At 66.3% G+C, this 25,820-nt stretch carries 22 protein-coding genes; 4 read left to right on the top strand and 18 right to left on the bottom strand.

Going from position 1 to position 25,820, the window contains the following annotated elements; genetic code table 11:
- Positions 1–11 precede the first annotated feature (11 nt).
- The 4 genes from AB7290_RS23510 to AB7290_RS23495 form a co-directional block, all read right to left on the bottom strand.
- Positions 12–4,373, bottom strand: coding sequence for an autotransporter domain-containing protein (locus tag AB7290_RS23510; protein ID WP_354133798.1), 4,362 nt, complete (start codon positions 4,371–4,373; stop codon positions 12–14).
- A gap of 336 nt (positions 4,374–4,709) precedes the next feature.
- On the bottom strand, positions 4,710–6,968 hold the full coding sequence (locus tag AB7290_RS23505; protein WP_085401107.1) for a CHASE3 domain-containing protein: 2,259 nt from the start codon (positions 6,966–6,968) through the stop codon (positions 4,710–4,712).
- Entirely contained in the window at positions 6,965–7,378 is a 414-nt protein-coding gene (locus AB7290_RS23500; protein ID WP_028148724.1) for a response regulator, read from the bottom strand. Before AB7290_RS23500 ends, AB7290_RS23505 begins: the two co-directional genes overlap by 4 nt.
- 247 nt (positions 7,379–7,625) lie before the next feature.
- Complete coding sequence (locus tag AB7290_RS23495) at positions 7,626–8,246, bottom strand: BA14K family protein (protein ID WP_085401106.1); 621 nt, start codon at positions 8,244–8,246, stop codon at positions 7,626–7,628.
- A gap of 240 nt (positions 8,247–8,486) precedes the next feature.
- Here AB7290_RS23495 and AB7290_RS23490 point away from each other — a divergent pair, with 240 nt between their 5' ends.
- Positions 8,487–8,894 carry an NADH:ubiquinone oxidoreductase subunit NDUFA12 gene (locus AB7290_RS23490; protein ID WP_028148726.1) on the top strand — a complete coding sequence of 136 codons (408 nt, stop codon included), beginning with the start codon at positions 8,487–8,489 and terminating at the stop codon, positions 8,892–8,894.
- Positions 8,895–9,249: 355 nt separating this feature from the next.
- On the opposite strand, the gene AB7290_RS23485 is transcribed toward AB7290_RS23490, so the two are convergent.
- Together AB7290_RS23485 and AB7290_RS23480 are read right to left on the bottom strand one after the other, a co-directional pair.
- A complete protein-coding gene (locus AB7290_RS23485) occupies positions 9,250–9,897 on the bottom strand; it encodes a glutathione S-transferase family protein (RefSeq protein WP_085401105.1) in 648 nt (215 codons plus the stop codon).
- Positions 9,898–10,072: 175 nt separating this feature from the next.
- Positions 10,073–10,756: a DJ-1/PfpI family protein gene (locus AB7290_RS23480; RefSeq protein WP_085401104.1), complete on the bottom strand. Its 684-nt coding sequence runs from the start codon at positions 10,754–10,756 to the stop codon at positions 10,073–10,075.
- Between the two features lie 94 nt (positions 10,757–10,850).
- Here AB7290_RS23480 and AB7290_RS23475 point away from each other — a divergent pair, with 94 nt between their 5' ends.
- Together AB7290_RS23475 and AB7290_RS23470 are read left to right on the top strand one after the other, a co-directional pair.
- Positions 10,851–11,792: a GlxA family transcriptional regulator gene (locus AB7290_RS23475; protein ID WP_085401111.1), complete on the top strand. Its 942-nt coding sequence runs from the start codon at positions 10,851–10,853 to the stop codon at positions 11,790–11,792.
- Between the two features lie 35 nt (positions 11,793–11,827).
- Entirely contained in the window at positions 11,828–12,622 is a 795-nt protein-coding gene (locus AB7290_RS23470) for a methyltransferase domain-containing protein (protein ID WP_085401110.1), read from the top strand.
- Between the two features lie 7 nt (positions 12,623–12,629).
- Here AB7290_RS23470 and AB7290_RS23465 read toward each other — a convergent pair whose 3' ends face one another.
- A complete protein-coding gene (locus AB7290_RS23465) occupies positions 12,630–13,637 on the bottom strand; it encodes a Na+-dependent transporter (protein ID WP_085401103.1) in 1,008 nt (335 codons plus the stop codon).
- Between the two features lie 8 nt (positions 13,638–13,645).
- Positions 13,646–14,593: an alpha/beta hydrolase gene (locus AB7290_RS23460; protein ID WP_085401102.1), complete on the bottom strand. Its 948-nt coding sequence runs from the start codon at positions 14,591–14,593 to the stop codon at positions 13,646–13,648.
- A 204-nt stretch (positions 14,594–14,797) separates the two neighbouring features.
- On the opposite strand from AB7290_RS23460, the gene AB7290_RS23455 reads away from it, so the two are divergent.
- Positions 14,798–15,856: a DUF2155 domain-containing protein gene (locus AB7290_RS23455; protein WP_085401101.1), complete on the top strand. Its 1,059-nt coding sequence runs from the start codon at positions 14,798–14,800 to the stop codon at positions 15,854–15,856.
- Between the two features lie 13 nt (positions 15,857–15,869).
- Here the strand turns inward: AB7290_RS23455 and aat are convergent, their stop codons facing one another.
- The 10 genes from aat to AB7290_RS23405 all read right to left on the bottom strand — a co-directional run bounded on the left by aat (position 15,870) and on the right by AB7290_RS23405 (position 25,770).
- Positions 15,870–16,550 (bottom strand): leucyl/phenylalanyl-tRNA--protein transferase, encoded by a 681-nt coding sequence (gene aat / locus AB7290_RS23450; RefSeq protein ID WP_085401100.1) that lies wholly within the window; start codon positions 16,548–16,550, stop codon positions 15,870–15,872.
- Between the two features lie 47 nt (positions 16,551–16,597).
- Positions 16,598–17,713 carry a sensor histidine kinase gene (locus AB7290_RS23445; RefSeq protein WP_085401099.1) on the bottom strand — a complete coding sequence of 372 codons (1,116 nt, stop codon included), beginning with the start codon at positions 17,711–17,713 and terminating at the stop codon, positions 16,598–16,600.
- Positions 17,710–18,150, bottom strand: a complete 441-nt coding sequence (locus AB7290_RS23440; protein WP_063983554.1) for a response regulator — start codon at positions 18,148–18,150, stop codon at positions 17,710–17,712. The genes AB7290_RS23445 and AB7290_RS23440 overlap by 4 nt, the downstream gene beginning before the upstream one ends.
- Complete coding sequence (locus AB7290_RS23435; protein ID WP_094184055.1) at positions 18,147–19,664, bottom strand: sensor histidine kinase; 1,518 nt, start codon at positions 19,662–19,664, stop codon at positions 18,147–18,149. Before AB7290_RS23435 ends, AB7290_RS23440 begins: the two co-directional genes overlap by 4 nt.
- A gap of 103 nt (positions 19,665–19,767) precedes the next feature.
- The gene (gene accC / locus AB7290_RS23430) at positions 19,768–21,123 is read right to left on the bottom strand and encodes an acetyl-CoA carboxylase biotin carboxylase subunit (RefSeq protein ID WP_085401097.1); all 1,356 of its coding nucleotides are present in this window, start codon (positions 21,121–21,123) and stop codon (positions 19,768–19,770) included.
- A gap of 80 nt (positions 21,124–21,203) precedes the next feature.
- The gene (gene accB / locus AB7290_RS23425; RefSeq protein ID WP_085401096.1) at positions 21,204–21,692 is read right to left on the bottom strand and encodes an acetyl-CoA carboxylase biotin carboxyl carrier protein; all 489 of its coding nucleotides are present in this window, start codon (positions 21,690–21,692) and stop codon (positions 21,204–21,206) included.
- Between the two features lie 35 nt (positions 21,693–21,727).
- Positions 21,728–22,195: a type II 3-dehydroquinate dehydratase gene (gene aroQ, locus AB7290_RS23420; RefSeq protein ID WP_014495592.1), complete on the bottom strand. Its 468-nt coding sequence runs from the start codon at positions 22,193–22,195 to the stop codon at positions 21,728–21,730.
- Between the two features lie 257 nt (positions 22,196–22,452).
- Positions 22,453–23,262 (bottom strand): DUF1236 domain-containing protein, encoded by an 810-nt coding sequence (locus AB7290_RS23415; RefSeq protein ID WP_085401095.1) that lies wholly within the window; start codon positions 23,260–23,262, stop codon positions 22,453–22,455.
- Between the two features lie 238 nt (positions 23,263–23,500).
- A complete protein-coding gene (locus AB7290_RS23410) occupies positions 23,501–24,268 on the bottom strand; it encodes a DsbA family protein (protein ID WP_085401094.1) in 768 nt (255 codons plus the stop codon).
- A 98-nt stretch (positions 24,269–24,366) separates the two neighbouring features.
- Positions 24,367–25,770: a M48 family metalloprotease gene (locus tag AB7290_RS23405; protein WP_071914367.1), complete on the bottom strand. Its 1,404-nt coding sequence runs from the start codon at positions 25,768–25,770 to the stop codon at positions 24,367–24,369.
- Positions 25,771–25,820 lie beyond the last annotated feature (50 nt).

Genomic DNA, 25,820 nt, shown 5'->3' with positions numbered 1-25,820 from the left:
AGAACCAGGCATCACCATGCGTAGCGGATCGCGCCCTTGCCGGCATAGCTTTGCGTGACATTCGAGAACTCGCCCTCGAACGTCGCGGCGGCAGACCAGCCGTTGGTCCATTGCCATTCGGCCGAGGCTGTGGTCAGCGCGGAGTCGGGCGCCTGCGCCGCACCGTTGACGACGAAGCTTGCGCCCGGCAGCGACTGGAAGGTCGGGGCAATCGAACGATCCGGATTAAAATCATGCGCCCATGCAAGGCGGCCGCGCAGCGTGACGATGCCGTTCTGCATGGCGAATGATTTGTCGGTGCGAACGCCGAGCTCGCTGCGCGTGTCGGTCACGCTCTTGGCGGCATAGGTCTGTGCAAACAACGGCGAACCGGCGACGACGCTTTCGGCATAGGCCGGCAGGTCGAATGTGGTGAATTGCCCTGCGGCGTAAGGGGTGATGCCGAGACCGCCCAGCGTCGGCATGACGAAGCGGTAGCCACTCTCCACGCGACCCGAATACGCGTTCGCATTGAACTCGGCGCGCAGGTGGTCGATGCCGGCGACCGTGACGATGCGGTTGGTCGTGATGTCCTGCCAGCCATAAGCCAGCGCAGCAGTGATGTAGGCCGCACCGACATTATGGCGAACGAAGGCGCCGGCCTGGAACAGGTCGGAGCCGCCATAGCCGAGGCCGTTGACGTTGAAGCCAGTGCGGCCGCCCGCCAGCGCAAATCCCGCGAGCGTGTCCGGCGAGACCCGATAGTCCGCACCGACCGCGATGCCGTAGATGCTGCTCGCGCTGTTGTTCGAGCCGATGATGGCGTTGCCGGCCGTGGTCTGCGAGCCGCCGAAGCCGGCGGCCCACACGCTCCAGCGCTGTTCGAAGGTCGGAACTGCCAGCGCCTTGGTGGACATCGCCGCATAAGCGTCGCGCTCACTATCCGTTCGACCGCGTGCCACGGGAACCGAACTCTCCTCCGCAAACGCATTCGGCGGGCCGCCGGCGCTGACGGGACCTCTGCGACCGGAGATGAATGGATCCGTCATCACGCCGATGAACTGGTTCATCGCGTTGAACGTCGTCTGCTGGGAGCCGGTGGCGCTCTCGCCGGAGACCTGGGTCAAGCCGGCGGGACTGAGCCCGAAGAAGCCCATCGGAAGGCCGCCGTTATTGTTGAAGGCGTAGGTCAGCGCGTTGGCGACGTTCTGCTGGTTGACGTTGAGGCCGGTGTAATTGGTGAAGGCGGCCGTCAGGTTCAGATAGGCGTTGTTGGCGTCATAGCTCAGCGTATCGCTCGCGCCTGTCGGCAGTCCGACATTGGTGATGCCCGCGAACGTCGTGCCGCCACGTCCGCCGGCCGCGGTCAGGATCGTGTATGTCTTCGAGACATAGCTGCCGGGCAGGAAATTCGCGACCACGGTCGCGCCTGTCAACGTCGCCGCGCCCATGACATTGGCGAAGCTCGACGTCGATGGATTGACCGCAACGACGTAGAGCGCGCCCGATTGGAAGGCCAGATTGCCGGCGACCATCGTCGACGTCCCGGGCGTGTTGACGGCTCCAGGCATGAACGTGCCACCGGCATTGATCGTCGCTGCGCCGATAGTGCCCGTGCCGCCAAGCGTGCCGCCGGCGTTCACGGTCATGGTCGAATTGGCCAGCGAGCCGTTCACCAGCAGCGTGCCGGCGGCGATCGACCACGGCAATGCAGCGCTATTGGTGCCGCTTAGCGTCCAGGTCGAAGCGCCCGTCTTCTCGAAGCTCGCGAAGCCCCGATACTGCGCAGCGGCGCCGATCAGCGAAACGTCGAAAGAAGCAGTGGGGTTGGTGTTGCCGCCGAACTGCAAGGCGCCGTTGCCCGTCTGATCGACGACGTTGCCGCTGAAGCTGTAGCCGGCCTGAAGCTGTAGCGTGTTCGCGCCGCCGGTGAAGGTGATGGCGTTGGCACGCGTGACGCCGTCGCCGGCGAGACCGCCTGAAATCGATCCGCTGTTGATGATGCTGAGATTGGTGCCGATGACGCCGGCGCCGCCTGCACCGACCGCGCCGGAGACCCCGGCGGTGACGGTGCTGCTGCCGGAGCTACCGCTCGCGCCGGCGCTGCCGCTCACGCCGGAGAAGCCGTTCGTCCCTGTGGTGCCGTTCGTGCCGCCGCTGGCGGCCAAGGCCCCGGCACCGCCGACGCCGCCGGAGCCGCCGACACCACCGCTGCCGGCGCTGCCCGCGGTGCCGCCGAGGCCACCCATGCCCGCGGCCCCGGCGATGCCGCCATTGCCGCCGGTGATCGTGCCGCGATTGATCAGCGTGCCGCCGTTGGAGAAGGCGGCGCCAACGCCGCCGGTGCCACCATAGCCGCCATCGCCGCCGCGGCTCGAGGCGCTGCCACCGTTGCCGGCATTGCCGCCGGCACCGCCAAATCCGCCGGTCCCGCCGTTGCCGCCATTGCCGCCATCGGTCGAGCCGACCACGTTGACGCCAGCGGTGCCGTTGCCGCCAGCGCCGCCAACGCCGCCGACACCGCCGTTGCCCGCATTGCCACCGGCGCCGCCGTTGCCGCCACTGCCTGCGGTGCCGCCGCGGCCGCCATCGCCGCCGGTGATGATGCCTTGATTGGTCAGCGTGCCACCGTTTGAAATGGTCGCGCCGGCGCCGCCGGCGCCGCCATGACCACCTACGCCGGCATTGCCGGCGCTTCCTCCGCTCCCGCCGTTGCCACCCATTCCGCCGGCGGCGCCGCTGCCGCCGCTGCCGCCAGCGACGGCCGGGAGAAGGGCACTCGCGCCAGCACCGCCGGTGCCCGCTGTGCCGGCGTCACTGCCGTTGCCCCCGGCGGCGCCGTTGCCGGCATTGCCGCCGGAGCCGCCAAACCCGCCGGCGCCACCAGCGATGCTGCCAGAAACTGTAACGGTCCCGCCGTTCGTGAGCTGGACACCATCGCCGCCGCTGGATCCGCTACCGCCAATGCCGCCATTTCCGCCGGCGCCACCATTCCCGCCGTTGCCGCCAGCGCCACCAACCAGACCGTTGTTGCCATTGAGAAAGCCGGAGCCGGAGGACCCGTTGGCGCCATTGTCGCCTGTGCCGCCGGCGCCGCCAGTCCCGCTTGCGCCGCCATTGGCGCCGTTGCCGCCAGCGCCGCCATTGCCACCGGCGCCTCCCATGATCGTTTGGGAAATTGAGAGCGTGCCACCGCTCGTCACCTGCAGACCAACGCCACCGCCGGCACCATTGGCGCCATCGCCTGCGTGGGCGCTGGCGCTGCCGCCAGTGCCACCATTGCCACCGCGCCCGCCGGCTACGCCGAGCCCGATGCTGGATCCCGCGTTGCCGCCGTTGCCGGCCATGCCGCCGGCGCCGCCTGCACCGCCAGCGCCACCGCTGCCGCCGGTACCTGCCGTGACGCTTTGCAAAATCGTCACGGTGCCGCCACCCGTGACCTGGATGCCATCGCCACCGCTGCCGCCGATCGCACCGTTGCCGCCGGCACCAACCCCGCTATTGCCGCCGTTTCCACCGGTCCCGCCATCGAGCGCGCCGAGAACATTGGCGCCGGAAGCGCCCGCACCACCGCTCCCGCCGTTACCCGCTGTACCGCCGCGCCCGCCGCTGCCGCCATCGCCGCCAGCGACCGTTTGCAGGACCGTCGTGGTGCCTGCGCCGGTGACCTGCACGGCGGTGCCGCCATTGCCGCCGCCGCCGGCAGCGCCCCCGCTGCCGAGGACGTCGCCACCGGTCCCGCCGGTCACACCAGCGACGCCCAGGGAGAGAGCACTGGCTCCATTGCCGCCGCTCCCGCCGGCGCCGCCACTGCCACCAACCCCACCCGCGCCGCCGGTCACCGCTATCGAAAGCGTGCTGCCGCCGACGCTGACCTCTACGCCGGTGCCACCCCCACCGCCGCCGCCGCCGATGCCGCCGCTGCCCCCTCCCGCGCTCGCATCAAGGCCGCCAATGACAGCAGAACCATCGGCGCCGCTCGCACTGGCGCCGCCGTGACCGCCGGCGCCACCCGCTCCACCGGAGCCGGCACCGAGCGCACCTTCGCCGCCACCGCCGCCGCCACCGCCACTACCCGCAGTGAGGGCTGAGTTGCCGTTGCCGCCGTTTCCGCCGTTGCCACCGACAACGTTGCCGCCATCACCGCCCAGTCCGCCGTTGCCGCCTGAGGTGGCCGTGCCCCCGGAGCCTCCGGTGCCGCCTGCGGCAGCGCCGCCGCCGCCGCCCGCGCCTTGTCCGGTCGCGTTGTCACCGCCATTCCCACCGTTAGGAGAGGCGCTGGTACCGGCCGCGCCACCGCCGCCGCCCGTGCCATTGCCACCGGCTCCGCCAGCGCCGCCGTCGGCGCGCACCGACACGATCGTCAGCGCCAGTGCGACAGCCGTGCTCGCCAACAATGTGGGGAGCCTGAAACGGCGCCGGGTCGGACAAGAACCAATTCTCGATTCAATTATCAATTGTATTACCGGCAGCCCTGGCACCGACCCGCAGGCCATTCCGAGGTGAAATCCTCAGAAACAGACCGCAACATATTCGCTCGCCGAAGCGGCTCAACGAGAATGGTCTTGCCTGCCAGGAATACCGTTTGATTTCGGTCGCCTGTCACCCGAAAACAACATCGACACCCGCCGCGAGACCGCGGATGACGTCAGTGAGCATTCGTAATTCAGTGCAGTTCTCAGCCGAGCGCACAGACAATCCGCGCGCTTTCGAAGCCGTGAGAAAGTGCTCTAGCCCGCCGTCATCCCGCCGCCGTTCAGCGCCTTCCTGATCATCTCGGCGAGCTGGTTGCGGCGGTAGGGCTTAGTCAGCAGCAGCACGCCGTCGTCGAGCTTGCCGTGGTGGACGATGGCGTTGTCGGTGTAGCCGGAGGTGTAGAGCACCCTCACGCCCGGCCGGCGCTTGGCCACCTCTTCGGCGAGCTCGCGGCCGCTCATGCCGCCGGGGATGACGACGTCGGTGAACAGGAGGTCGAAGTCCTGGCCGGCCTCGATCATGTCCAGCGCGGCCCGGCTGTCGGGCGCGGCGACCGTGTCGTAGCCGAGGCTCTGCAGCTGCGCGGTGACGAAGTTGCGCACCAGCGTGTCGTCCTCGACCACGAAAATGGTCTCGGCGCCGCCTTCGGCCTGGGGCGCCACCGGGGCCGCCGCATCCGTCATGCCGTCGCCCGGCGGCAGATAGAGCTTGATCGTGGTGCCGTGGCCTTCCTCGCTGTAGATCTTGATGTGGCCGCCGGACTGCTTGACGAAGCCGTAGACCATGGAGAGGCCGAGGCCCGAGCCCTTGCCGACCTCCTTGGTGGTGAAGAACGGCTCGAAGGCCTTCTGCTGGATGTCCGCCGACATGCCGGTGCCGGTGTCGCTGACCGCGAGCATCACGTAGGGGCCGGGCTGCACCTCCACGTGGGCCTGCGCGTAGGCCTCGTCGAGCACGACGTGGTGGGTCTCGAGCAGCAGCTTGCCGCCGTTCGGCATGGCGTCGCGGGCGTTGATCGCCATGTTGAGCACGGCATTGGTGAGGCGGGACGGATCGATGTGCGCGGTCATCGGTCCCTGTTCCAGCACGGTCTCGATCTGGATCTGCTCGCCGAGGGTGGGGCGCAGCAGCTTGGCGATATCGGCGATCGCGCCGTTGATCTCGACATTGCGCGGCTGGAGCGGCTGCCGACGTGCAAAGGCGAGCAGATGCTGGATCAGCTCGGCGCAGCGCTCGGCGGCATCGTCGATCAGCCGCGCCACGCGCTGGAGCTCGGGCTGCTGCTTCAGGCTCGCCACCAGCGTCTCGGTATTGCCGGAGATCACCGTGAGCATGTTGTTGAAGTCGTGTGCGACGCCGCCGGTCAGCTTGCCGATCGCATCCAGCTTCTGCGACTGGTGCAGCTGTCGCTCGGTTTCGCGCGACGTGGTCGCGTCGTGATAGACCAGCACGGCGCCGGAGACGTTGCCTTGTCCGTCGCGCATCGGCCGGCCGCTGATCATCAGATGGCGGGGATCGTTGCCGTTATGCGGGCGGACGATCATCTCCAGATTCTCGAACTGCTCGCCGCGCAGCACGCGCGTCGAGGGCAGTTCGTCCGCCCTGAGCGGCGTGACGCCGTCGCCGTGAAACACGTCGGACAGGGCGCGCAGATTGCGCAGGCTCATCCCGGCGCGATGCAGCAAGATGCGCTCCGCGGCCGGATTGGACAGAAGGACAGTGCCCTCGGCGTCGATCACCAGCACAGCCTCGGCCATGCTGTGGAACGTGCTCTGGAGCACGTTCACCGACAGGCGCAGCTCGTCATGCGCGTTGACGAGATGCTCGGTGCGCTCGGCGACGGCCGCCTCGAGTTGCTCCTTCGCCGCCGTGGTCTCCAGCAGCGTGCTCTTCAGCGCGACCGTGGTGCGCTGGCTCTCGCGCATCAGCATTGCGACCAGCAGCAGGATCACCAGCGCGCCGATCACGTCGATGCCGAGCAGGACGATGCCGGTTCGGCGTGAACTCTGGGCGCGGGCGGCGAGCAATCGCTCTTCCTCCGCGCTCAGATGATCGAGATTGCCCATCACCGTGTCCATCAGGCCGCGGCCCTCGGCCTTGCCCTGAAGCGCGGCAACGCCGGCCTGGTTGTTCTCGGCGCGCAGGCGCATCACCTCTGCGGCGATCTCGACCCGGCGCAGCGCCAGCGACTCGGTGCCCTCCATGAGCGCGACCTGATCCGGATTGTCACGCAGGCTGCGCTTGAGGTCGGCGAGCGCCGGCGCGAGCTGGGCGTGCACCGCCTGAAACTCGTCGCTGAAGCTCGGGTTGCGATAGATCTCGTAGCCGCGCGCGGCGCTCTCGGCGTGGCGCATCAGCACGCGCAGATCGGAGATCTTCTTCTGCGTCTCGATGGTGTGATTGACCCAGGCGGCATCGAACCGCGACTTGACGTCGAGTCCGATCGAGGCGGCGGTGATGATCAGGAGGATTGCAAGTCCAGCACCGAGAATGACGCGCTGCGTTGGGATCAAGGGGCTTCTTTCTTGTCCTTCGGCTGCGCGGCCTCGCCGAGGCATTCCCGGATCGTGGTCAGGAGCGCGTCCGGCGTGAACGGCTTGCGCAGGCAGCGTGTCGCGCCGAGTTCCAATGCCATGCGGAGGAAATCGGGGGAGGGCGAGGCGGACGAGGCGAAGGCGTAGCCGGACATCGCGATCAGAGGGATCGCCGGCGCGCGCTCGTGAAAGATGCGGATGGATTCGAAGCCGCGCATGTGCGGCATGAAGATGTCGACCAGCATCACGTCAAACGTCTGCGCTTCGAGCGCAGCCAGTCCCGTTTCGCCGCCGTCAGCCATCGTGACATCGAAGCCCTGACGCTGGAGCAGAACCTCGATGGTCGCGCCGACCATCGGATCGTCATCTACCACGAGGATACGCGGCATGACATTTCCCAGTAGATCGAAGTCCCAACATTCATCGGTGATATAGGCGAATCGCGGGACGGGTCAATTTGGGATTGGATCATTGTAGATATGCACGGTGCGGTGAATAAAGGTCCCTCGCGCCTCGCATGTATAGATCGTCGCACGAGATGCGCGGGCTGCGCGCGAAACTGGCGATGAGCGCGCGACAAACGAAAGAGGCGCCGCACCGATGCGACGCCTCTTCCTTCAAGCGTTGTCGATCTGCTTACGGGCAGGGATGACGCTGGCCGTCATAGCCGAGATACGTGCCCGAGGCCGGATTGTAGGACTTGTAGCGCTGCGCGCAATAAGCCGACGAGTCACCACCGCTATCCGGCACCACTGCGACCGACGGTTCGTCATAATAGCTGTCGTCGCCATAGTAGTAGGGATCGTTGTAGTACCCGCCACCGTAGTAGGCGTAGGAGCCGAGCCCGCCGATCGCAGCACCGGCTGCGACGCCCGGCCAGAAACCGCCACCGTGACGACGCCAGCCGCCACCGTGCCAGTTGCCACCGCCGCCGCGCCAGTTGTTACCCGCGACTGCGAGGGGACGGCCGCCGCCACCACTAAACGTGGCTCCTGCGGTCGGACGCATGGCTAGGCCGGCGCTCGGGCGCATGGCTCCGGCTGCGAAATTGCCGCCGCCGCCACCGAACCGCGCGCCGCCAAAGCTGCCGCCGCCCATGCGGGCGCCGCCACCGCCGAAATGGGCGCCGCCACCACCGCCAAAATGACCACCGCCGCCACCGCCGTGGCCGCCACGGCCCTGGGCGAAGCTCGGCGTCGCCAACGGAAGGACCAACGCTACCGCTGCCGCGGCGCTCAAAATTCTCAGACTTTTCATGTTCAAACTCCTTATTCCCTGAAGCAAACCTCTTGAAGGGCCCGCGGTTCCAGGGTTCACGCCGGTGTGCGCGTATGGCGCAGGTTTCCATGCGGCCGCTGTACCCGGCATGAACGGATCGCGTCCGATTTGCGGCAGGGCTTACGCCGGGCATTTTGCGGGGGCACGGCCGTCCCCGCGGAACTGGACATTTCGCCGCCCGGATGGCATCAGGGCCTCACGAAGCAGGGCCCTAGCCGTATGAAACAGTTCTTCCTCAAGTTCTTCACCTGGTGGAGTGGCCAGACCTTTGGCACCCAGCTCTGGACCAAGCGGTACGGCGAGCTGGTCGGCCAGGACGAGCAGGGAAACCGCTATTATCGGACCCGCGGCGGGGCGATCGATCCGACGCTCGGCTTCGAGCGGCGCTGGGTCATCTATAACGGCTACGCCGAAGCGAGCCGCATTCCGACGGGTTGGCACGGCTGGATGCATCACGTCGTCGATGTGCCGCCGACCGAAGAGAACTACCAGCCGCGCGAATGGCAAAAGCCGCACCAGCCGAACCCCACCGGCACGCCGAACGCCTATCGGCCCTCCGGCTCGACGCTTGCCAGCGGCAAGCGTCCCAAGGCGACCGGCGACTACCAGCCCTGGACGCCTGGCTAGCTTTCCGATCTCCGTCCGAATCCTTGCCGTGGGGGAGGATGCACCAGCATCCGCCTCACCTTGCTGTGGACAGCGGGAACAGCGGGGACAGCGCCTGCGCGGGCGTTGCAGCTACGCGAGCGATGCGGCTCAATGGTCCCATCTTACGGAGATGGGAGACCATCGCGTTCGGTTCGGGCAACAGTTCGCGACTGTCCCGAGATGCAGCGGCCGCCGACGAGGACTCGATCGGGAGATAGGCCCCCGGTCTGGAAGTTCGAAATCGCCCGATGGAATGTGCAGCCACCGTAAGACAGGAAAGGCCGCTTGGGAAACCGAGCGGCCTTTTTCTTTGATCTGTTGCTCTGCTCGCTTCTCAGAGATGGAGCGTCGGTGAGTTGCCAACTGGCATCATCTCATAGGGCGGCTTCCAGCCCGGCAGTTCGGCGACACGCCGGCGCCAGGCATCAATCGCCGGGAAAGTCGCGGCAAGATCAAAGCCCGTCTCCTCGGTCGGATAGTACAGATAGCCCAACATTGAGAAATCGACGATCGTCGGCCGATCGCCCAGCATGAAGCTGCGGTGGGAGAGGTGTCTGTCGACGATCGAGAAGGCGCTGTCGGTCCGCGCGCGCAAGTAAGCGAGCACAGCGGGATGGGCGGGCTCCGGCATGAAGCAGCGTTGAAACCGGTGCTGGGCAAAGTTCGCGGTGAACTTGTGGTTGTCGAACAGCAGCCAGCGCGTGGCTTCGGACGTCTCCTCGGGCGTCGGACGGAACACGCCGTGAGTCTCGGCGAGCCACAGCAGGATCGCACCGGACTGGCTCATGTGCCGGCCATCGACCTCGAGGACGGGGACCTCGCCCATGACATTGGTTGCGGCCCGCCAGTCAGGCGTGCGGGTCTCGCCGCCGGCGAAGTCGAGGCCGACCGGTTCCCAGTCGAGCCCGGCGCAGTTGAGGAATAGCGCGACCTTGAACGAATTGCCGGAAGCTCCGATGCAATGCAGCCGGTATCGCGCCATGGTGAGACCCTCCTGTGCGCACGCGACCGGGAAGCGTCCGTGGGTGTTGGGCGCGATACGGATTGTCGCGACAGGCTCCTGACAGCGTCATGTCAGCAGTGCGGAGCTTCCGGAGGCTTTGCATTGCCCGGGAAGTGCTGCGCTGCGTTCGGGGCGCGTGAGCAAAGCCTCTGCTCTACACCCGCTCAGCCGCGCGCTTGACCGCCTCGAGGCGGCGGGCCTGGTTTGCGGCGCCGCGCTCTCTCAGCAAGGCCAGCACTTCGGCCGGCGCGGTGTCGGGCGAGCCGGACGTGAACGGCGGGGCGGGATTGTATTCGATCTGGAGCTGGATCGCTTCCGCCGTGGTGCGGTCGACCAGGATCGACACCAGCGTCAGCGCGAAATCGATCCCGGCGGTGACGCCGCCGCCGGTGACGCGGTTGCGGTCGATGCAGACGCGCGTCTTGGTCGGCGTCGCGCCGAACTGGCCGAGCATCTCCATCGCGCTCCAATGGGTGGCAGCGCGGTAGCCCTTGAGCAGGCCGGCAGCGCCGAGCGCCAGCGCCCCCGTGCAGACCGAGGTGACGTACTTGGCGCCTTCGGCCTGCCTGCGCAGGAAATCCAGCACCTCTTCGTCATTGAGCAGGTCGTTGGTGCCGCCGCCGCCGGGCACGCAGATCACGTCGAGCTGCGGGCAGTCGGCGAATGTCGTGGTTGGCGTCAGCGTCAGCACGGAATCGCTCGGCACCGGCTCGATCCGTTTCCAGATCAGGTGCAGCTTGGCGCCGGGGACGGAGGAGAACACCTGCAAGGGACCGGTGAAATCGAGCTGGGTGACGCGCGGAAACACCAAAAGACCGATCTGGAGCGGTGACGACATGGGCAGGTCCTCCAAAGATGAGCTTGACGGACGCAGCCTCTCATGATGCCATTCCGTCCAAAATGGCGTATTTCCCTCACTTTCGGACATGACCATGATCGGCATCCTGATCTTCCCGGATTTCCAGTTGCTCGATGCGGCCGGCCCGATCTCGGTGTTCGAGATCGCGGCGCGCTGCACGGGCAAGACGACCACCGGAATCCGCGTGCTGGCACTGAACGCGGGGCCCGTGCGCAGCTCGTCCGGCGTGGAAATGATGGCGCGCGACTTCAGGTCGGCGAACGCGATCACGACACTGGTCATCGCGGGTGGGGCAGGCGTAACGGACGCCGCACGCTGCGAGGTCACGCGCGCCTTCGTGCAGCGGCTGGCGCGGCGCGGTGTGCGTGTCGCCAGCGTCTGCTCGGGCGCCTATGTGCTGGCCGAGGCGGGCCTGCTCGATGGACGACGCGCCACCACGCATTGGGGCCGCACACGGGATTTCGTCGCGCGCTATCCCAAGGTGAAGTTCGAGCCGGACCAGATCTTCACGCATGACGGCAATGTGTGGACGTCGGCGGGCATCACGGCGGGAATCGATCTCGCGCTCGCGATGGTCACCGAGGACCATGGTGAGGAGATCGCGCAACAGGCCGCGCGCCAGCTCGTGCTGTATCATCGCCGCAGCGGCGGCCAGTCGCAGTTCTCATCGCTCTTGGAGTTGAAGACGCCGAACGGCCGGTTCGGCGCGCTGCTGTCCTGGGCGCGCGAGAACCTCGACGCCCGGCTGACGGTCGAAGATCTCGCCGATCGTGCCGGCATGAGCGCGCGGCATTTTGCCCGCGCCTTTGCCGCCGAGACCGGCACGACGCCGTCGAAGGCGATCGAGCGCTTACGGATCGAGGTCGCGCGCGAGCGCGTGCAGTCCTCGCGCGAGGCGATCGAGCTCGTCGCGGAGGCGACCGGATTTGGCGACCCCGAGCGCATGCGGCGCGCCTTCATCCGCGCCTTCGGCCAGCCGCCGCAGGCGCTGCGGCGCGCGGCGCGGGCGGGTTAGGGAATCTCACCTGGCACTCGAGCGTGGAGGCGAAGATGGGCGGGATGGAGTACAGCAACGAGAACGCGAAACGGCTCCAGAGAATCTATCTCACGGGGGACGTGACCGCCCAGCGCGCGGAGACCATCCGGCAGCTCAATCTGTCCGCCGGCGAGAGCGTTCTCGATATCGGATGTGGTCCCGGCTATCTCTGCGAAAGCATGGCGCAGATCGTTGGGCCTGATGGTGCTGTCCTCGGTATCGATGTGTCGACTGACCTGATCGAGGTCTGCAACCGGCAGAAGGCTTCCGCCTGGATTTCATATGCGATCGGCAACGCCACGGAATTGGGTCAACCCGATGCGTCGTTCGATGTCGTCGTGTGCACGCAGGTTGCCGAGTACGTGCCTGATGTTGACCGCGTCCTCGCAGAGACGTTTCGCGTGCTCAAGCCGGGGGGCCGCACGATTTTTGTCGCAACGGATTGGGACGCGGTGGTGTGGCATTCCGAAAGCCCGGAACGTATGGCCGCGGTGATGAAATCATGGGAAGCGCACTGCGCTCACCCGCGCCTCCCAAGGTCGATGGCCCACAGATTGGTGAATGCACGACTTCACCTGGACGGTGCGTCGGTCTTTCCAATCCTGAATTTGCAGTACGATGACGATAGCTACAGCAAGGGGCTGGCCCAGGGCATTCGGGACTTCGTCGCCCGCAGGAACGACGTTTCAGCCGGTGATCTCGAAGCATGGCACAGCGAGTTCGAGCATCTCAGCGGGGCGGGACAATACTTCTTCAGCACCAACCGCTATCTCTTCAGGGCCTCAAAGCCGGCTGCGACGCCGCTATGACTGCGGCCTAGGTCGCCTTGCCTGCAGCGGCCTCGCCGTTGCCATCCGCGCGGGCCACCAGGCGGCGTGCAATCGGCGTCAGCATGTAGGGCGCAAGATGGATCGGAAACTGCGTCATCGCGAAATAGAGCCAGGTGGTTGGCGGCAGCGCGCCGGCGGTCGCGGCCAGCATCAGGCCCAGATTGCGCTGTGACACCATCAGCCCGAGCGCCAGCGCGCGCTCATAGCCGATGCGGCGGAACAGCAGCGTGGTGACGGCGAGCAGCGTGAAATAGATCGCGAAGGACAGAGCCGCCAGGCTGATGGTGAACACCGGCTGCGCCACCAGATCGTTCACAACATCGCCCATGATCGCGGCGGCGAAGATCAGGAGGATGATGATGTTGAAGCCGTCGATCGGCTTCCTGTGGCGCTGGATCGCTTCTGCGCCGAACACCCAACGGATGATGGTTGCGGCCAGCAGCGACGCCGCGAGGATGCCAAGCAGCTTCAGGCCGAGCGTCGCCGGTGTGACGCTGAGCATGCCGTCGAGGAACAGGCTTGCGAACAGCGACGCTGTGAAGGGGACCAGCGCGGTGGAGGTCACCAGCGTGACCAGCACGAGCGTGGCATCGAGGCCCATCAGCGCAGCGAGCGCCGGAGACGCCATCATGGGCGAGGCCATGCTCTGGAGCATCAGGGCAACGGAAAGGCCGGGCGAGCGGTCGTTGAGCCCTGTTGCATAGATGATCAGTCCGACGATCAGCGGCACGCCCATCGTAGTCCAGGCGGTTGCGGTCGCAATCAGCGCCGGGCGGCGTAGGTGACCGTACAGCGCCGCGAGATCGACTCGCATGAAGGAGATGCAGAGCAGGACGAGGATCGCTTCGGTGATGTAGGGCCGCAGCAGCGCGCCGAGCGGCGGCACGGCGGCGGCGACGAACACGACCGCCGCGACCCCTCGGGTGCCCTGGCTGCCGAGCCATGTCAGCGCGCGCAGGGGGAGGGCGAAGACGGTTTGAAGAACGAAGGGCATGGGAGGCGTCAGCCCAGCTCCTTCAACCAGGCGCCGATCTCGCGCACCGCGACATTGGCTTGCTGGAGCAATTTGCCCATCGTGAAGAAGCCGTGGAATTGGCCGGGATAGTGCTTGTACGTGACGGGCACGCCGGCCTGCCTGAGGCGCTCGGCATAGTCGTCGCCTTCGTCGCGCAGCGGATCGGCGCCGGCCGTGAGCACATAGGCCGGCGGCAGCCCGGCAAGGCTCTTCGCGCGCGCCGGCGAGGCACGCCAGTCGTGGATGTCGGCTGTGCCGTTGAGATAGTGATCGCGGAACCAGCGGATCACCGAATGCGTCAGCAGCACGCTGGTCTCGGGCTCGCTGTGGGAGCCGTGCGTCATGGCGAAATCGGTCGCGGGGTAGATCAGGACCTGGCCCGCGATCTTCGGACCATTGCCGTCGCGTGCGGTGAGCGCGACCACGGCGGCGAGATTGCCGCCGGCGCTGTCGCCGCCGATCGAAAGGCGCGAGGCATCGATGCCGAGTTCGCGCGCATTCGCGGCAATCCATTTCGTGGCGGCGATCGCGTCATCGGCGGCGGCGGGAAACTTGTGCTCGGGCGCGAGGCGGTAATCGACCGAGATCACGATCAGCGCGCCTGAAACGGCGAGCTGGCGGCAGACGACGTCGTGGGAGTCGAGATCGCCGATCACCCAGCCTCCGCCATGGAAGAACACCAGCGCCGGCGACAACCCGTCCTGACGGCGCGGCTCCTTCGGCACGTAGATGCGGGCGGGGATCGCGCCGTGCGGCGCCGGGATCGCCAGCGCCGCGACGCGCGCCAGTTCCGGCGGCTCCGGGTTGGTGGCAAAGCGGGCCTGCCCGTAATAGGCGCGGGCTTCCGGTGCCGTCAGCGTCTCATTGGCGGGGCGGCCGGCCTCCTGGAAGGCCTTGTAAACGGCGGCGGCATCGGGATCGAGCACGACGGGCATGGGAGCGACCTTGGGGTTTTCTGTTATCGTTGGACGTCGTTTCGGGGGCGCTGCCCGCCTTGGCCCCGGGGAGGGGCCGGTGAACTATCCCATCCGGTCGCCGGTCTGGCCAGCCGGCGGCGGGCAGGGCAGGGATGCCGCCCTTCCCCCGCCGTATTCGCCGTGTTAACCGGATGGCCTGCGAGCGGCGGTATCCCCTGTAGAATGTCCAGCAAGCCCGATTCGCTGTTGAAGCCGCGCGAGAAGATGGTTCGAACCTTTACCCTTACAAGACTTGCCCTGCCAGGTCTTGCGGCGCTTCTGGCCGCCACCGCATTGACGGTTGCGACGCCCGCGCAGGCGCAGATCGGCACGATCTTCTCCGACCCGCCGCCGCGGCCGCCGGGTTCGATTCCGCGTGGTCAGCCGCAGCCTCAGATCCCCGATGACGACGAAGAGGTCCCCGAGCTGCCGCCGCAGGGCCGCGTGCTGCCGTCGCGCCCGATGGCGCCGCCGCCGGGCCGGCAAGGTAACGTGATGCCGGGGCCGGTCGAGTCCCAGCCCCTGGCGCCGCCGCCGGGCTCAACCGTCGCTCCGCCGAACCAGCCGCCGTCCGTGGCGGTCGCTCCGCCCAATCCGCAAGCCGCCCCGGGTGCGCCCGGTCAGCGCCAGCCCCAGCAGAAGGGCGGGCCGGGCGGCACTGTCCCGCAGACCCCGGCTAGCCTCCAGCCGGGCGACGAGGTCGTGACCGAGCCGCCGGCCCAGAAGATCGTGAACAAGAAGGCGACCTTCTCCGGCCTCGACAAGATCACCGGGCGCATCATCAATTTCGACGAGGACATCGGCGAGACCGTCCAGTTCGGCGCGCTGCGGGTCAAGACCGACGCCTGCTATACGCGGCCGGCGACGGAAGCCACCAATACCGACGCCTTCGTCGAGGTCGACGAGATCACCTTGCAGGGCGAGGTGAAGCGCATCTTCTCAGGCTGGATGTATGCGGCGAGCCCCGGCCTGCACGGCGTCGAGCATCCGATCTACGACATCTGGCTCACCGACTGCAAAGAGCCGCAGCAGACCATTGCGACCGCGGCGCCCGATCCGACCGCAGCAAAGCCGGCGGCTCCGCCGCCCGCGCAGAAGAAGGCGGCGCAACCCAAGCAGGCCGTGCAGCAGCGCCCGCCGCAGCCCTTGCCGCCGATCCAGCAGCAGCAGCCGGCGCCGCCACCCCCGCCGCCGCCGGAGCAGCGGCCGGGCCTGTTCGGCATCCCCGGGTTCGGGCGCTAGGCCCCATTACCGATCATGGACGGGAGGCGATGATATCGAGCGCGCGTGCGCCCGGGATCGCGTCGCCGGTTGACAACCGCAGGAAATCACCGGGGTCACCGGCGAGCGCCTTGTCGAGCAGCGCGGTGTAGCGCCGCCGCGAAATCTCGACCGCGCCAAAACTCTTCAAATGATCAGTGACGTATTGCGTGTCGAGCAGCTCGAAGCCGCCATGGATCAGCCGCGCGACCAGGTGCACCAGCGCGACCTTCGAGGCATCGCGCGCGGTGTGAAACATGCTCTCGCCGAAGAAGGCGCGTCCGAGGCTGACGCCGTAGAGCCCGCCGACGAGGTCGTCGCCCTGCCAGGCCTCGACGCTGTGGCAATGGCCGAGCTCGTAGAGGCCGCCATAGAGGTCGCGAATCCGCTTGTTGATCCAGGTGTCCTCGCGCCCCGCCTGCGGCGCGGCGCAGCCGGCGATCGTTGCCTTGAACGCCGTGTTGACGGTGACGCGAAAGGCGTCCGTACGGACGGTGCGCGCGAGCCGCGAGGCCACGCGAAATCCCTCGAGCGGGATCACGCCGCGCAATTCCGGCTCGACCCAGAACAGGGTCGGATCGTCGGCGCTCTCGGCCATCGGAAAAATGCCGCAGGCATAGGCACGCAACAGCACGGCCGGCGTGATTTCAGACGAAGCGGAGTCGCGCGAAGTCATGGCGCAACAATAGCAGGATCGTGGAGGTGTTGCGAAGGGGGCGAGGGTCAGCCTGCGGCGGCGTTGTTGGTCTTGTCGGGGGCTGCGGGCGTGCGGCGGAACCTCAGCATGACGCGAGTTCCGGAATGGGCGGGGTCGCGCTCGACAGTGGCGTCGAGCTTGGTGGCCATCGCCGCGACGATGCGCTGGCCCATGCCGGTCGAGCGCGGATCCGCCTTGACCTTGTCACCGACGCCGTCGTCGGTGATCGCCAGCAGCAGATCCTCGCCATGCGAGGTCAGCTCGACATGGATGGGGCCGGCGCCGTCGGGATAGGCGTATTTCACCGCGTTCATCACCAGCTCGTTGACGATGATGCCGACGGCGACGGCGCGGTCCGGATCGATCTCGATCGGCTCGGCCTTCACCGTCAGGCGCGACATCCGGTTGCCTTCGGCCGAGCGCCTGAGATCCTCGAGCAGCGAATCCAGATACTGGTTCAGCACCACGCTCTTCAGGTCCTGCGAAGTGTAGAGCCGGCGGTGCACCTGCGCGACCGCGGCGACGCGGCCCATCGCGTTGGTCAGCGCCGCCTTGACCTCTTCCTGGCCCGCCGAGTTCGCCTGGAGATGCAGCAGCGAAGCGATGATCTGGAGCGAGTTGCCGACGCGGTGATTGACCTCGCGCAGCAGCAGCTCGCGTTCGGCGGCGAGCGCGGCGTAGCGGTCGCGCGATGCGTGGATCTCGGCCTCGGCTTCCTCGCGCGCCTTCTGCAATTCGGCCTGGCGCAGCGCGCCGTCGGCGGCGACGTGGAGCAGGGGGATGAAATCGCCCTTGACGTCCTTGACGAGATAATCGGCCGCGCCTGCCTTCAGCGCGGTGACCGCGATGCTGGAATCCTGCGACGCGGTGACGAACACCACGGGCGGCGCGCCTGGTATCGCCATGATCTGCTCGAGCGTCTCCAGCCCGTCGAGGCCGGGCATGTACTGGTCGAGCGCCACGACGTCGATGCAGCTGTCGGCGCTGTTTTGGGTCCCCGCGCGACGGATACGCTCCAGGCCTTCCTCGCCGCTCGCGGCATGAATGACCTTGTAGCCGCGTCGCGTCAGGCCGCGCTCGACCAGGCGGGCCAGCGCCGCGTCGTCGTCGATGTAGAGCAGTGTAGGCGGGTGCTGGTTCATGAGGCGGCGGGCGGGACCTGGATGACCGAGAAGAACAGGCCGAGCTGCCGGATGGCATTGGCGAAATTCTCGTAGTTCACGGGCTTGGTGATGTAGACGTTGCAGCCAAGCTCGTAGCAGCGCTTGATTTCCTGGGAATCGTCGGTGGTGGTCAGCACCACCACGGGCGAGGCTTTCAGGTACTTGTTCTCCTTGATCTGCTTCAGGATGTCGATCCCGGTCATGTCGGGGAGATTGAGATCGAGCAGGATCAGGAGCGCATTGCCCTTCTGCACGAGCCCGCTGCCGTCGGAGCCGAACAGGTGCTTCACCGCGTCCGTGCCGTTGGCGAAGGGGATGATCTCGTTGTTGACGCCGGATCGGCGGATGTTGCGCTCGATCAGCCGGGCGTGGCCCTCGTCGTCCTCGATCATGATGATGGTGACGGGTTGAGTCATTGGTCGGCGTTCCGGTTGCTTGCGTTCCAGGTGATGGGCAGCGTGATGGTGAAGGTGCTGCCCGTATTCAGTTCCGATGATACCGACATGGTACCGCCGAGGCGGCGCACAAGTGCACGCACATGCGCAAGACCAATGCCCTGACCAGGCTTGTCCTGGGTTCCCGCCCGGCGAAACAGGTCGAAAATCCGCTGGTGATCTTTCGGATCGATCCCGCGGCCATTATCGCTGATCTCGAAGATAGCGTAGCCAAGCTTGGTGCGCCCGCGGATTCTGATCTCGCCGGGGGCGCCGGCCTTGAGATATTTGATGGCGTTGTCGATCAGATTGGAGAAGATCTGCTCCAGCGCAAGGCGGTCGCTGACGAGATCCGGCAGCGGCGCGACATGGATCTCGGCCTGCGCTTCGGCGGACTGATGCGCCAGCGTCGAGACGATGGCTTCGATCAGCTCGCGGGTGTCGATCTTCTCGGGCACGAATTCGCGCCGGCCCTCGCGGGTGAGGTTGAGGATCGCCGAGATCAGGCGGTCCATCTTGGCGATCGACGACTTGATGAAGCCGAGCGCTTCGGAAAAATCCGTTGAAAGCTGCTTGTCGGGGCCTTCGAGCGTGACCTCGCCGTCAGCTAGCGGCGGGCCATCGGCCGGGACATGGGTAAGGCCGCCGATACGGCGGAAAATGTCGCCGCTGAGCTCTTCGAGTTCGCTGGTGAAGCCCATGATGTTGACGAGTGGCGAGCGAAGATCGTGACTGACGATATAGGCAAAGCGCTGAATCTCGTTGTTGGCCTCGCGCAGGTCTGCCGTGCGTTCGTCGACCACGGTCTCGAGGTTGGCGTAGGCGTCGCGCAGGCGCGTCTCGGCCTCGTCGCGGGCCAGCACTGAGCGCCGCACCAGCCAGATCGAGATCAGGGTCAGCAGCACCACGAGGCCCGAACCGATGCCGGTCATCGAGGCCGCCAGCGTCTGGCTGCGGTCGGAATTGGCCGATCGGAGCCGGAACAGGCGCTCCTCCTCCTGGATCATGGAGACCGCGACTTTGCTGATCTCGGCCGTGGTGTCGGTGGAGGCGGCCTCGCGGACCTGCGCTATGGCCTTGTCCGGCCGATTCTGGCCGATGAAGTCCAGCTCCTGCTTGAATTGCCCCAGCCGGATTTCGATGGCCGCGCTCAGCTTCTCGATGTTGCCGCGTTGGTCCGGATTATCGCGGGTCAGGCGCGTGAGCTTGTCGAGGGCGGGTATGATCGCTGCCACGGCTTTCTCATGGTCGGCCTTGAAATCCGCCCCTTGGGTCAGGAGATAGCCGCGGGCGGCGCTCTCGGCACGCCGGATTTCCAGCAGCAGGGCGTTGATCTGGTTCTCCGCCTCGATGGTGTGGATCACCCATTTACTATCGTCTCTGGCCTTGTTGACCAGGTAGACGGAGCCGGCGCTGATCACGGTCAACACCAGAAGACCCGCCGAGAACAGCAGGATCTGCCACATGGAGCGCCGTCGTTGCGCTTCAGTCGTCACGACGGTCTCGCTTCGTCACGTCAACGGAACTCAAAAGGCCCCCTCGGAACTGTCCCCGTCCAGAACGCGATGGGGGCCAAAGGGTTCCACGGGAGGAGAGGGGTCACCCCGCGACCGGTTCCTTGCCCGCGAGGTACTGTTCCAGCCAGTGGATATGATAGTCGCCGTTGATGATGTCGTCCTGGCGCACCAGGTCGCGGAACAGCGGCAGCGTCGTCTCGATACCCTCGACCACCATCTCGTCCAGCGCCCGGCGCAGCCGCATCAGGCATTCGGCGCGGGTCTTGCCGTGGACGATGAGCTTGCCGACGAGGGAGTCGTAATAGGGCGGGATGGTGTAGCCCTGATAGACCGCGGAATCGATGCGCACGCCGAGCCCGCCGGGCTGGTGATATTGTGTGATGCGGCCTGGCGAGGGACGGAAAGTCTGCGGGTTCTCGGCGTTGATGCGGCACTCGATCGCATGGCCGATGATCTGAATCTCGCTTTGCTTGGCCGGCAGATCACCGCCGGCAGCGATGCGGATCTGCTCCAGCACGAGGTCGATGTCGGTGATGCTCTCGGTGACGGGATGCTCGACCTGGATGCGGGTGTTCATCTCGATGAAGTAGAACTCGCCGTCCTCGAACAGGAATTCGATGGTACCGACGCCGAGATATTTCATCTCGCGCATCGCCTTGGCACAGGTTTCGCCGATCTTGGCGCGTGCAGCGGCAGCAAGGACGGGCGAGGGACCTTCCTCCCAGACCTTCTGGTGGCGGCGCTGCAGCGAGCAATCGCGCTCGCCGAGATGGATCGCGCCGCCGCGGCCGTCACCGAGGATCTGGATTTCGATATGACGCGGCTTCTGGAGGTATTTTTCGAGATAGACGGACGCGTCACCGAAGGCGGACTTGGCCTCGTTGGCTGCCGTCGACAGCGCCACCTGGAGGTCGGCCTCGCTCTGCGCGACCTTCATGCCGCGGCCGCCGCCGCCGGCGGCTGCCTTGACCAGCACGGGGAAGCCGATCTTCCTGGCGATCGCCATCGCGTCGTCCTCGGGGCCGACCGCGCCGTCCGAGCCGGGCACCACGGGAATGCCGAGCTTCCTGGCCGTCTTCTTGGCCTCGATCTTGTCGCCCATCAGGCGGATGTGCTCGGCCTTGGGGCCGATGAAATGCAGATTGTGCTCGCCAAGGATTTCGGCGAAGCGCGCGTTCTCGGAGAGGAAGCCGTAGCCGGGATGCACGGCATCCGCGCCGGTGATCTCGCAGGCCGCGAGTAGCGCGGGCACGTTGAGATAGCTGTCCTTGGACGGCGGCGGCCCGATGCAGACGCTCTCGTCCGACAGGCGCACATGCATGGCGTCGGCATCGGCAGTGGAGTGCACGGCGACGGTCGCGATCCCGAGCTCCTTGCAGGCGCGCAGGATGCGAAGGGCGATCTCGCCGCGATTGGCTATGAGGATCTTGTCGAACATGGTGCCTCAGGGGCGAATGGGGAATAGCGAATGGCGAATGGGGCAGAGTAACTATTCGCTACTCGCTATTCGCCACTCCCTCACTCAATGATGACGAGTGGCTCGCCGTACTCGACCGGCTGGCCGTCTTCGACCAGAATCTGCGTCACCGTGCCGGCGCGCGGCGAGGGGATCTGGTTCATGGTCTTCATGGCTTCGATGATCAGCAGCGTCTGGCCGACCGAGACCTTGCTGCCGACCTCGATGAACGGCTTGGCGCCGGGCTCCGGCGCCCAATAGGCGGTGCCGACCATCGGCGAGATCACCGCGCCCGGATGCTTCGACAGGTCGGCCGCGGCTGGCGCGGCGGCAGCTGCGGCCGCCGGCAGGATGGCGGGAGCGGCCGCCATCTGCATCGGCATGGTCGCGGCGACGCTGATGTTGCGGGCGACGCGCAGGCGAAGGCCGGCCCGTTCGATCTCGATCTCGGTGAGGCTGGTCTCATCGAGCAGAAGTGCGAGCTCGCGGACGAGCGCGGAATCCTCGCTGGAAAACTTTACGGCTGCTTTGTCGTCTGGCTGGCGCGCCATGTTCTGATCCGAATGTTCTGTGTGAAGAGGGAGCGTCAGGCTTTGGGCTTGATGCCGAGCTTGGCGGCAAGGCCCTGGATCGCGAGGCGGTAGCCCTCGATGCCGAAACCGCAGAGCGAGGCGAAGGCCGCGCGCGCGGTGTACGAATGGTGACGGAAGCTCTCGCGGGCGTGGATGTTGGTCACGTGCACTTCGACGGTCGGAATCTGCACCGCGAGCAGCGCGTCGTGCAGCGCGATCGAGGTGTGCGAATAGCCGCCGGCATTGATGATGATGCCCTTCATCTTGCGGGCGTGCGCCTCGTGGACGAAGTCGATCAGCTCGCCTTCGCGGTTGGACTGCCGGCAGTCGGCCTTGAGGCCGTACGCCGCCGCCGCTTCGCGGCACAGCGTTTCGACGTCGGCCAGCGTCGCATGGCCATACTTCTCGGGCTCGCGCGTCCCCAACATGTTGAGGTTCGGCCCGTTGAGAACGAGGATCGTGTCGGTTGCTGGTTCGGCCATTCCAATCCCGCAAGAGGTGCTTCGGCGTGGCGGGGGTTATAGGTAACAAAGCGCCCTAGGGGAAGCCTTGAAGGACCTCCCAGGGGGCTTCAAACAGCTCATCCGGGGTGCAAAAACCTGTGCGGAAGCTACGGAAATTGCTTGTTAACCAGTTCTAATCGTGGCTGCCGGGCGGGATAGGCAGGGGCGGCCGCCCAATAGCCCAAAAGCCCCTGCCGATCTCTCGGCAAGGGCTTATCGGGCGTCAGCCAAGCGGCTTAGCCTTCGATGATGTACACGATCTCGCGCGTCTGCGGACGGACGATGATGTACTGTCCGCGGACGTAGATCACGTCATAGCCGCGCCACTCCGGATAGATTTCCACGATCCGGGGCGGCAGCGGATGGAAGCGAACGGACGCCGGGATCGCGGCGCCGACCGAGATGTTGAAGTTGACGTTGGTGGTCTCTTCGATCTTGGTCGACTTGATCGCCGTTGAGATCTCGGTCCGCTTCTCGGCAGGCGGTGCCGCAGCGGTCGCAGGCGCGGCGCCGGTCGTGGTCTGAGACTTGGTGTCGGCAGCCTTGCTGTCCGCGCCCTTGGTCTGGGCGTTCATGTTGCCGCTCTTGGTGTCAGTCTCGGTGCTCTTGGACTTGTCCATCTGGGACTTGTCCATCGTGCTCTTGGACTTGTCCTGCGCGGACTTGTCCTGCGCGCCCTGGGCGTGCTCACCCTTCGTCGCGCCGGCCTTCTCGTCAGCCGCGTTCTTGTTCATCGTGCCGGATTTTTCCATCCCGCCTGACTTTTCCATCGCACCGGATTTCTCCGTCGCGCCAGACGACTTCTCCTCGGCTGCTCCGCCGGGCTTCATGGCGCCGCCAGCCTGGCCGACGGTGCCCCTCTCGGGAGCGGCTTCCTTGCCCATCGCACCACGTTCAGCTGCGCCGCCGGCGGATTGCGAATGTTGCGTCGGCTGCGCACCGGCGCCACCACCGCTGTCGCGGTTCATGGTGCCCTGTGCGTTCGCCAGACCGGTGCCCGCCACGAGCGCGAGTGCGGCAACCGAGATCATAAAGCGGTTAGACATCGAATTTCTCCTCACGTGTTTCTTTTGCGTCATTGCCCGCGCCACCAACGAAAGGAGATTTGAGTTGTTCCGGAACATCGGCGGTTCCGGGGTATTTGTTTCTTAAACGCGAGATGAATGCGCGCGCCGGATTCGCGCCAGAATTCGCGCAAAGCTGCGGTCAACGAAAAAGGCCGGCTGTTCAGCCGGCCTCGTCGCATGCGCAGATTGTGAAATGCGGGATCAGCAGGTCGCCTTGTTAGCAAGTCGCCTTGCCGCAACGGGCAACGCCGATCTTTTCCTTCAGGCCTTCGAGGCCGACGGCGCCGATCACGATCTGCTTGCCGATCACGTAGCTCGGCGTGCCGTTCATGCCCATCGCTTCGGCGAGCTTGAAATTCTCCTCGATGGTGGCGCGCACCTCGGGGCTGCCGATGTCCTTCTCGATCTTCGCGGTGTCGAGGCCGGCTTCCTTGGCCGCCTGCAGCGCGCGCGCCTTGTCGGCGGCGCCACGGCCGCCGAGCAGCTTCTGGTGGAAGTCGAGATACTTCTTGCCGGTGGGATCCTGCATGCGCACGGCGACCGCGACCTGCGCCGCTTCGACCGAGCCCTGGCTCAGCACCGGAAACTCCTTCAGCACGACCTTCAGCTTCGGATCGGCCTTCATGAGGTCGAGCATGTCGCCCATCGCGCGCTTGCAGTAGCCGCAATTGTAATCGAAGAACTCGACGAAGGTGACGTCGCCGTCCTTGTTGCCGAGCACGACCTGGCGCGGCGAGTTGAAGATCGCATCGGAGTTCTGCGCGATGCTGGCTTCGTGCTTCTGCGTTTCGGCCGCGGCCTGGCGCTTGGTGAGCTCGGTCATCGCTTCCTCGAGCACCTCGGGATGGGTGACGAGATAGTTCTTGATGATCGCCTCGATGTCGGTGCGCTGGGCATCCGAGAAGCTGTCGGCCGACGCGGGCGCGGCTGCGCCGAACATGGCGAGCGCGAACAGCGCGGGAGCAAGCAGGCGCAGCGAAGGCATAGGCAAATCCTCTTATCGAAAGCTGGTTTCGGAAAACGTCCCGGCGGACTTAAGCTCGGTGTCGTGACGTCGTGGTGTCAGGCGTCGTCTTGGTCGCGTTAGTTGCGCGGCGGCTTGGCCGCCACGATGTCGTCGGCCTTGACCCATCCGGGCGTGCCGACGGCGAAACGGGTTTTCGCGCGCGTGGCGAGCTCGCGGGCGGTCTTGTTGTCGCCGCGCAGATAAGCGGCCTGCGCCGACGCCAGATCCGCCTCGGCATAGTCGCCCTTCCGGCCATAGGCCATCGCGAGCTGCATATAACCGAGCGCAGCCTCCGGTTCCCGTGCCACCGCGGCCCGGAGAATCCGAACGGCATCATCGGTGTAGGCCTTATTATCCGATCCAACCAGAGCCTGCCCAAGTAACATCTCGATGAGGGGCGCGTTGTTGGACAGCTGCACCGCCTTGCGCAGGGCGGGGATCGCCTCGGCCGGCTTGCCGCCCTCCAGGAGGGCTTGGCCGCGCACCTCGTAGAAATACGGGTTGTTCGGCTGGACCTGGATCAGCGCGTCGATCTGGGCCAGGGCGCTGCGCAAATCGCCGTGCAGATAGGTGCTGATGGCGCGGGCATAGCGCGCCGGCATGCTGTCGTTCGTCTGGGGGTAGCGGCGGTAGACCGTCTCGGGCCGCTCCATGAACGCGGAAATCTTGGCGCGCGCCATGTCGTGGCGGAGCTGGAGCGCGGGATCGTCCTTCTTGTCCCAATAGGGGCTGGAACTGGCGAATTCCTGAAGCGACGCGACGCGCTCGGCGGGCATCGGATGCGACTGGAGATAGGGATCGGCGCCGCGGGACGCGAACAGGCTCTCGCTGGTGAAGCGCTTGAAGGTCTCGTACATGCCCTTCGGCGACTGCTGGGTCGCGGTCAGGAATTTCACGCCGGCGCGGTCGGCGTTCTCCTCCTGCTGGCGCTGATAGGACAGCAGCGTGCGGCGGATCATCTCCTGTGGTCCGGCGATGGCGGCGGCACCGGCATTGGCGAGGCCGTTGTTGCCGGCGCTGTTGCTGCCTCGGGTGCTACCCACGGCAATCGCGCCGGCCCCGAGCAGCATGGCGATGATCATCTGGGTCTGTGCGTTGGCGAGCTGTTCGCGCAGCTTGGACAGATGGCCGCCGGCCAGATGCCCGGTCTCGTGCGCGAGCACGCCGATGATCTGGTTCGGCGTCTCCGACTGCATGATCGCGCCGTAATTGACAAAGATGCGGCGGCCGTCCGCGACGAACGCGTTGAACGAGCTTTCGTTGATGATCACCATCTGGATGTTCTGCTTTTCCAGACCGGCAACGCGCAGGATCGGGCGCGTGTATTCGCGCAGCAGCTGCTCGGTCTCGGTGTCGCGCAGGATCGGCGGCCCCTTGGCCTGCGCATGCGCGGCCGGCGTCGGCAACAGCGCGATCGCCGCTGCAGTGACGAGGGCGGTGAGGGTGGAGGCCTTCTTGCGCAATGCGATCTGGAGCAACATCAGGCGGTCTGGGTCAAACGGTCTTGATCAAGCAGTTTCGTGATTGGTTT

Source organism: Bradyrhizobium sp. 613_E4_N2_2 (genome assembly GCF_052075995.1).
GTDB classification, from domain to species: Bacteria; Pseudomonadota; Alphaproteobacteria; order Rhizobiales; family Xanthobacteraceae; genus Bradyrhizobium; species Bradyrhizobium barranii.
The sequence above is the reverse complement of the archived record's forward strand: the minus strand, read 5'-3'. Positions and strand labels throughout refer to the sequence as shown.

What these genes read in the sequence shown, in the direction of transcription:
- AB7290_RS23500 (WP_028148724.1), bottom strand. Translation starts at nt 7,378, where the DNA reads ATGCCGCGTATCCTCGTGGTAGATGACGATCCGATGGTCGGCGCGACC.
- AB7290_RS23495 (WP_085401106.1), bottom strand. Translation starts at nt 8,246, where the DNA reads ATGAAAAGTCTGAGAATTTTGAGCGCCGCGGCAGCGGTAGCGTTGGTC.
- AB7290_RS23490 (WP_028148726.1), top strand. Translation starts at nt 8,487, where the DNA reads ATGAAACAGTTCTTCCTCAAGTTCTTCACCTGGTGGAGTGGCCAGACC.
- AB7290_RS23485 (WP_085401105.1), bottom strand. Translation starts at nt 9,897, where the DNA reads ATGGCGCGATACCGGCTGCATTGCATCGGAGCTTCCGGCAATTCGTTC.
- AB7290_RS23480 (WP_085401104.1), bottom strand. Translation starts at nt 10,756, where the DNA reads ATGTCGTCACCGCTCCAGATCGGTCTTTTGGTGTTTCCGCGCGTCACC.
- AB7290_RS23475 (WP_085401111.1), top strand. Translation starts at nt 10,851, where the DNA reads ATGATCGGCATCCTGATCTTCCCGGATTTCCAGTTGCTCGATGCGGCC.
- AB7290_RS23470 (WP_085401110.1), top strand. Translation starts at nt 11,828, where the DNA reads ATGGGCGGGATGGAGTACAGCAACGAGAACGCGAAACGGCTCCAGAGA.
- AB7290_RS23465 (WP_085401103.1), bottom strand. Translation starts at nt 13,637, where the DNA reads ATGCCCTTCGTTCTTCAAACCGTCTTCGCCCTCCCCCTGCGCGCGCTG.
- AB7290_RS23460 (WP_085401102.1), bottom strand. Translation starts at nt 14,593, where the DNA reads ATGCCCGTCGTGCTCGATCCCGATGCCGCCGCCGTTTACAAGGCCTTC.
- AB7290_RS23455 (WP_085401101.1), top strand. Translation starts at nt 14,798, where the DNA reads ATGTCCAGCAAGCCCGATTCGCTGTTGAAGCCGCGCGAGAAGATGGTT.
- aat (WP_085401100.1), bottom strand. Translation starts at nt 16,550, where the DNA reads ATGACTTCGCGCGACTCCGCTTCGTCTGAAATCACGCCGGCCGTGCTG.
- AB7290_RS23445 (WP_085401099.1), bottom strand. Translation starts at nt 17,713, where the DNA reads ATGAACCAGCACCCGCCTACACTGCTCTACATCGACGACGACGCGGCG.
- AB7290_RS23440 (WP_063983554.1), bottom strand. Translation starts at nt 18,150, where the DNA reads ATGACTCAACCCGTCACCATCATCATGATCGAGGACGACGAGGGCCAC.
- accC (WP_085401097.1), bottom strand. Translation starts at nt 21,123, where the DNA reads ATGTTCGACAAGATCCTCATAGCCAATCGCGGCGAGATCGCCCTTCGC.
- accB (WP_085401096.1), bottom strand. Translation starts at nt 21,692, where the DNA reads ATGGCGCGCCAGCCAGACGACAAAGCAGCCGTAAAGTTTTCCAGCGAG.
- aroQ (WP_014495592.1), bottom strand. Translation starts at nt 22,195, where the DNA reads ATGGCCGAACCAGCAACCGACACGATCCTCGTTCTCAACGGGCCGAAC.
- AB7290_RS23415 (WP_085401095.1), bottom strand. Translation starts at nt 23,262, where the DNA reads ATGTCTAACCGCTTTATGATCTCGGTTGCCGCACTCGCGCTCGTGGCG.
- AB7290_RS23410 (WP_085401094.1), bottom strand. Translation starts at nt 24,268, where the DNA reads ATGCCTTCGCTGCGCCTGCTTGCTCCCGCGCTGTTCGCGCTCGCCATG.
- AB7290_RS23405 (WP_071914367.1), bottom strand. Translation starts at nt 25,770, where the DNA reads ATGTTGCTCCAGATCGCATTGCGCAAGAAGGCCTCCACCCTCACCGCC.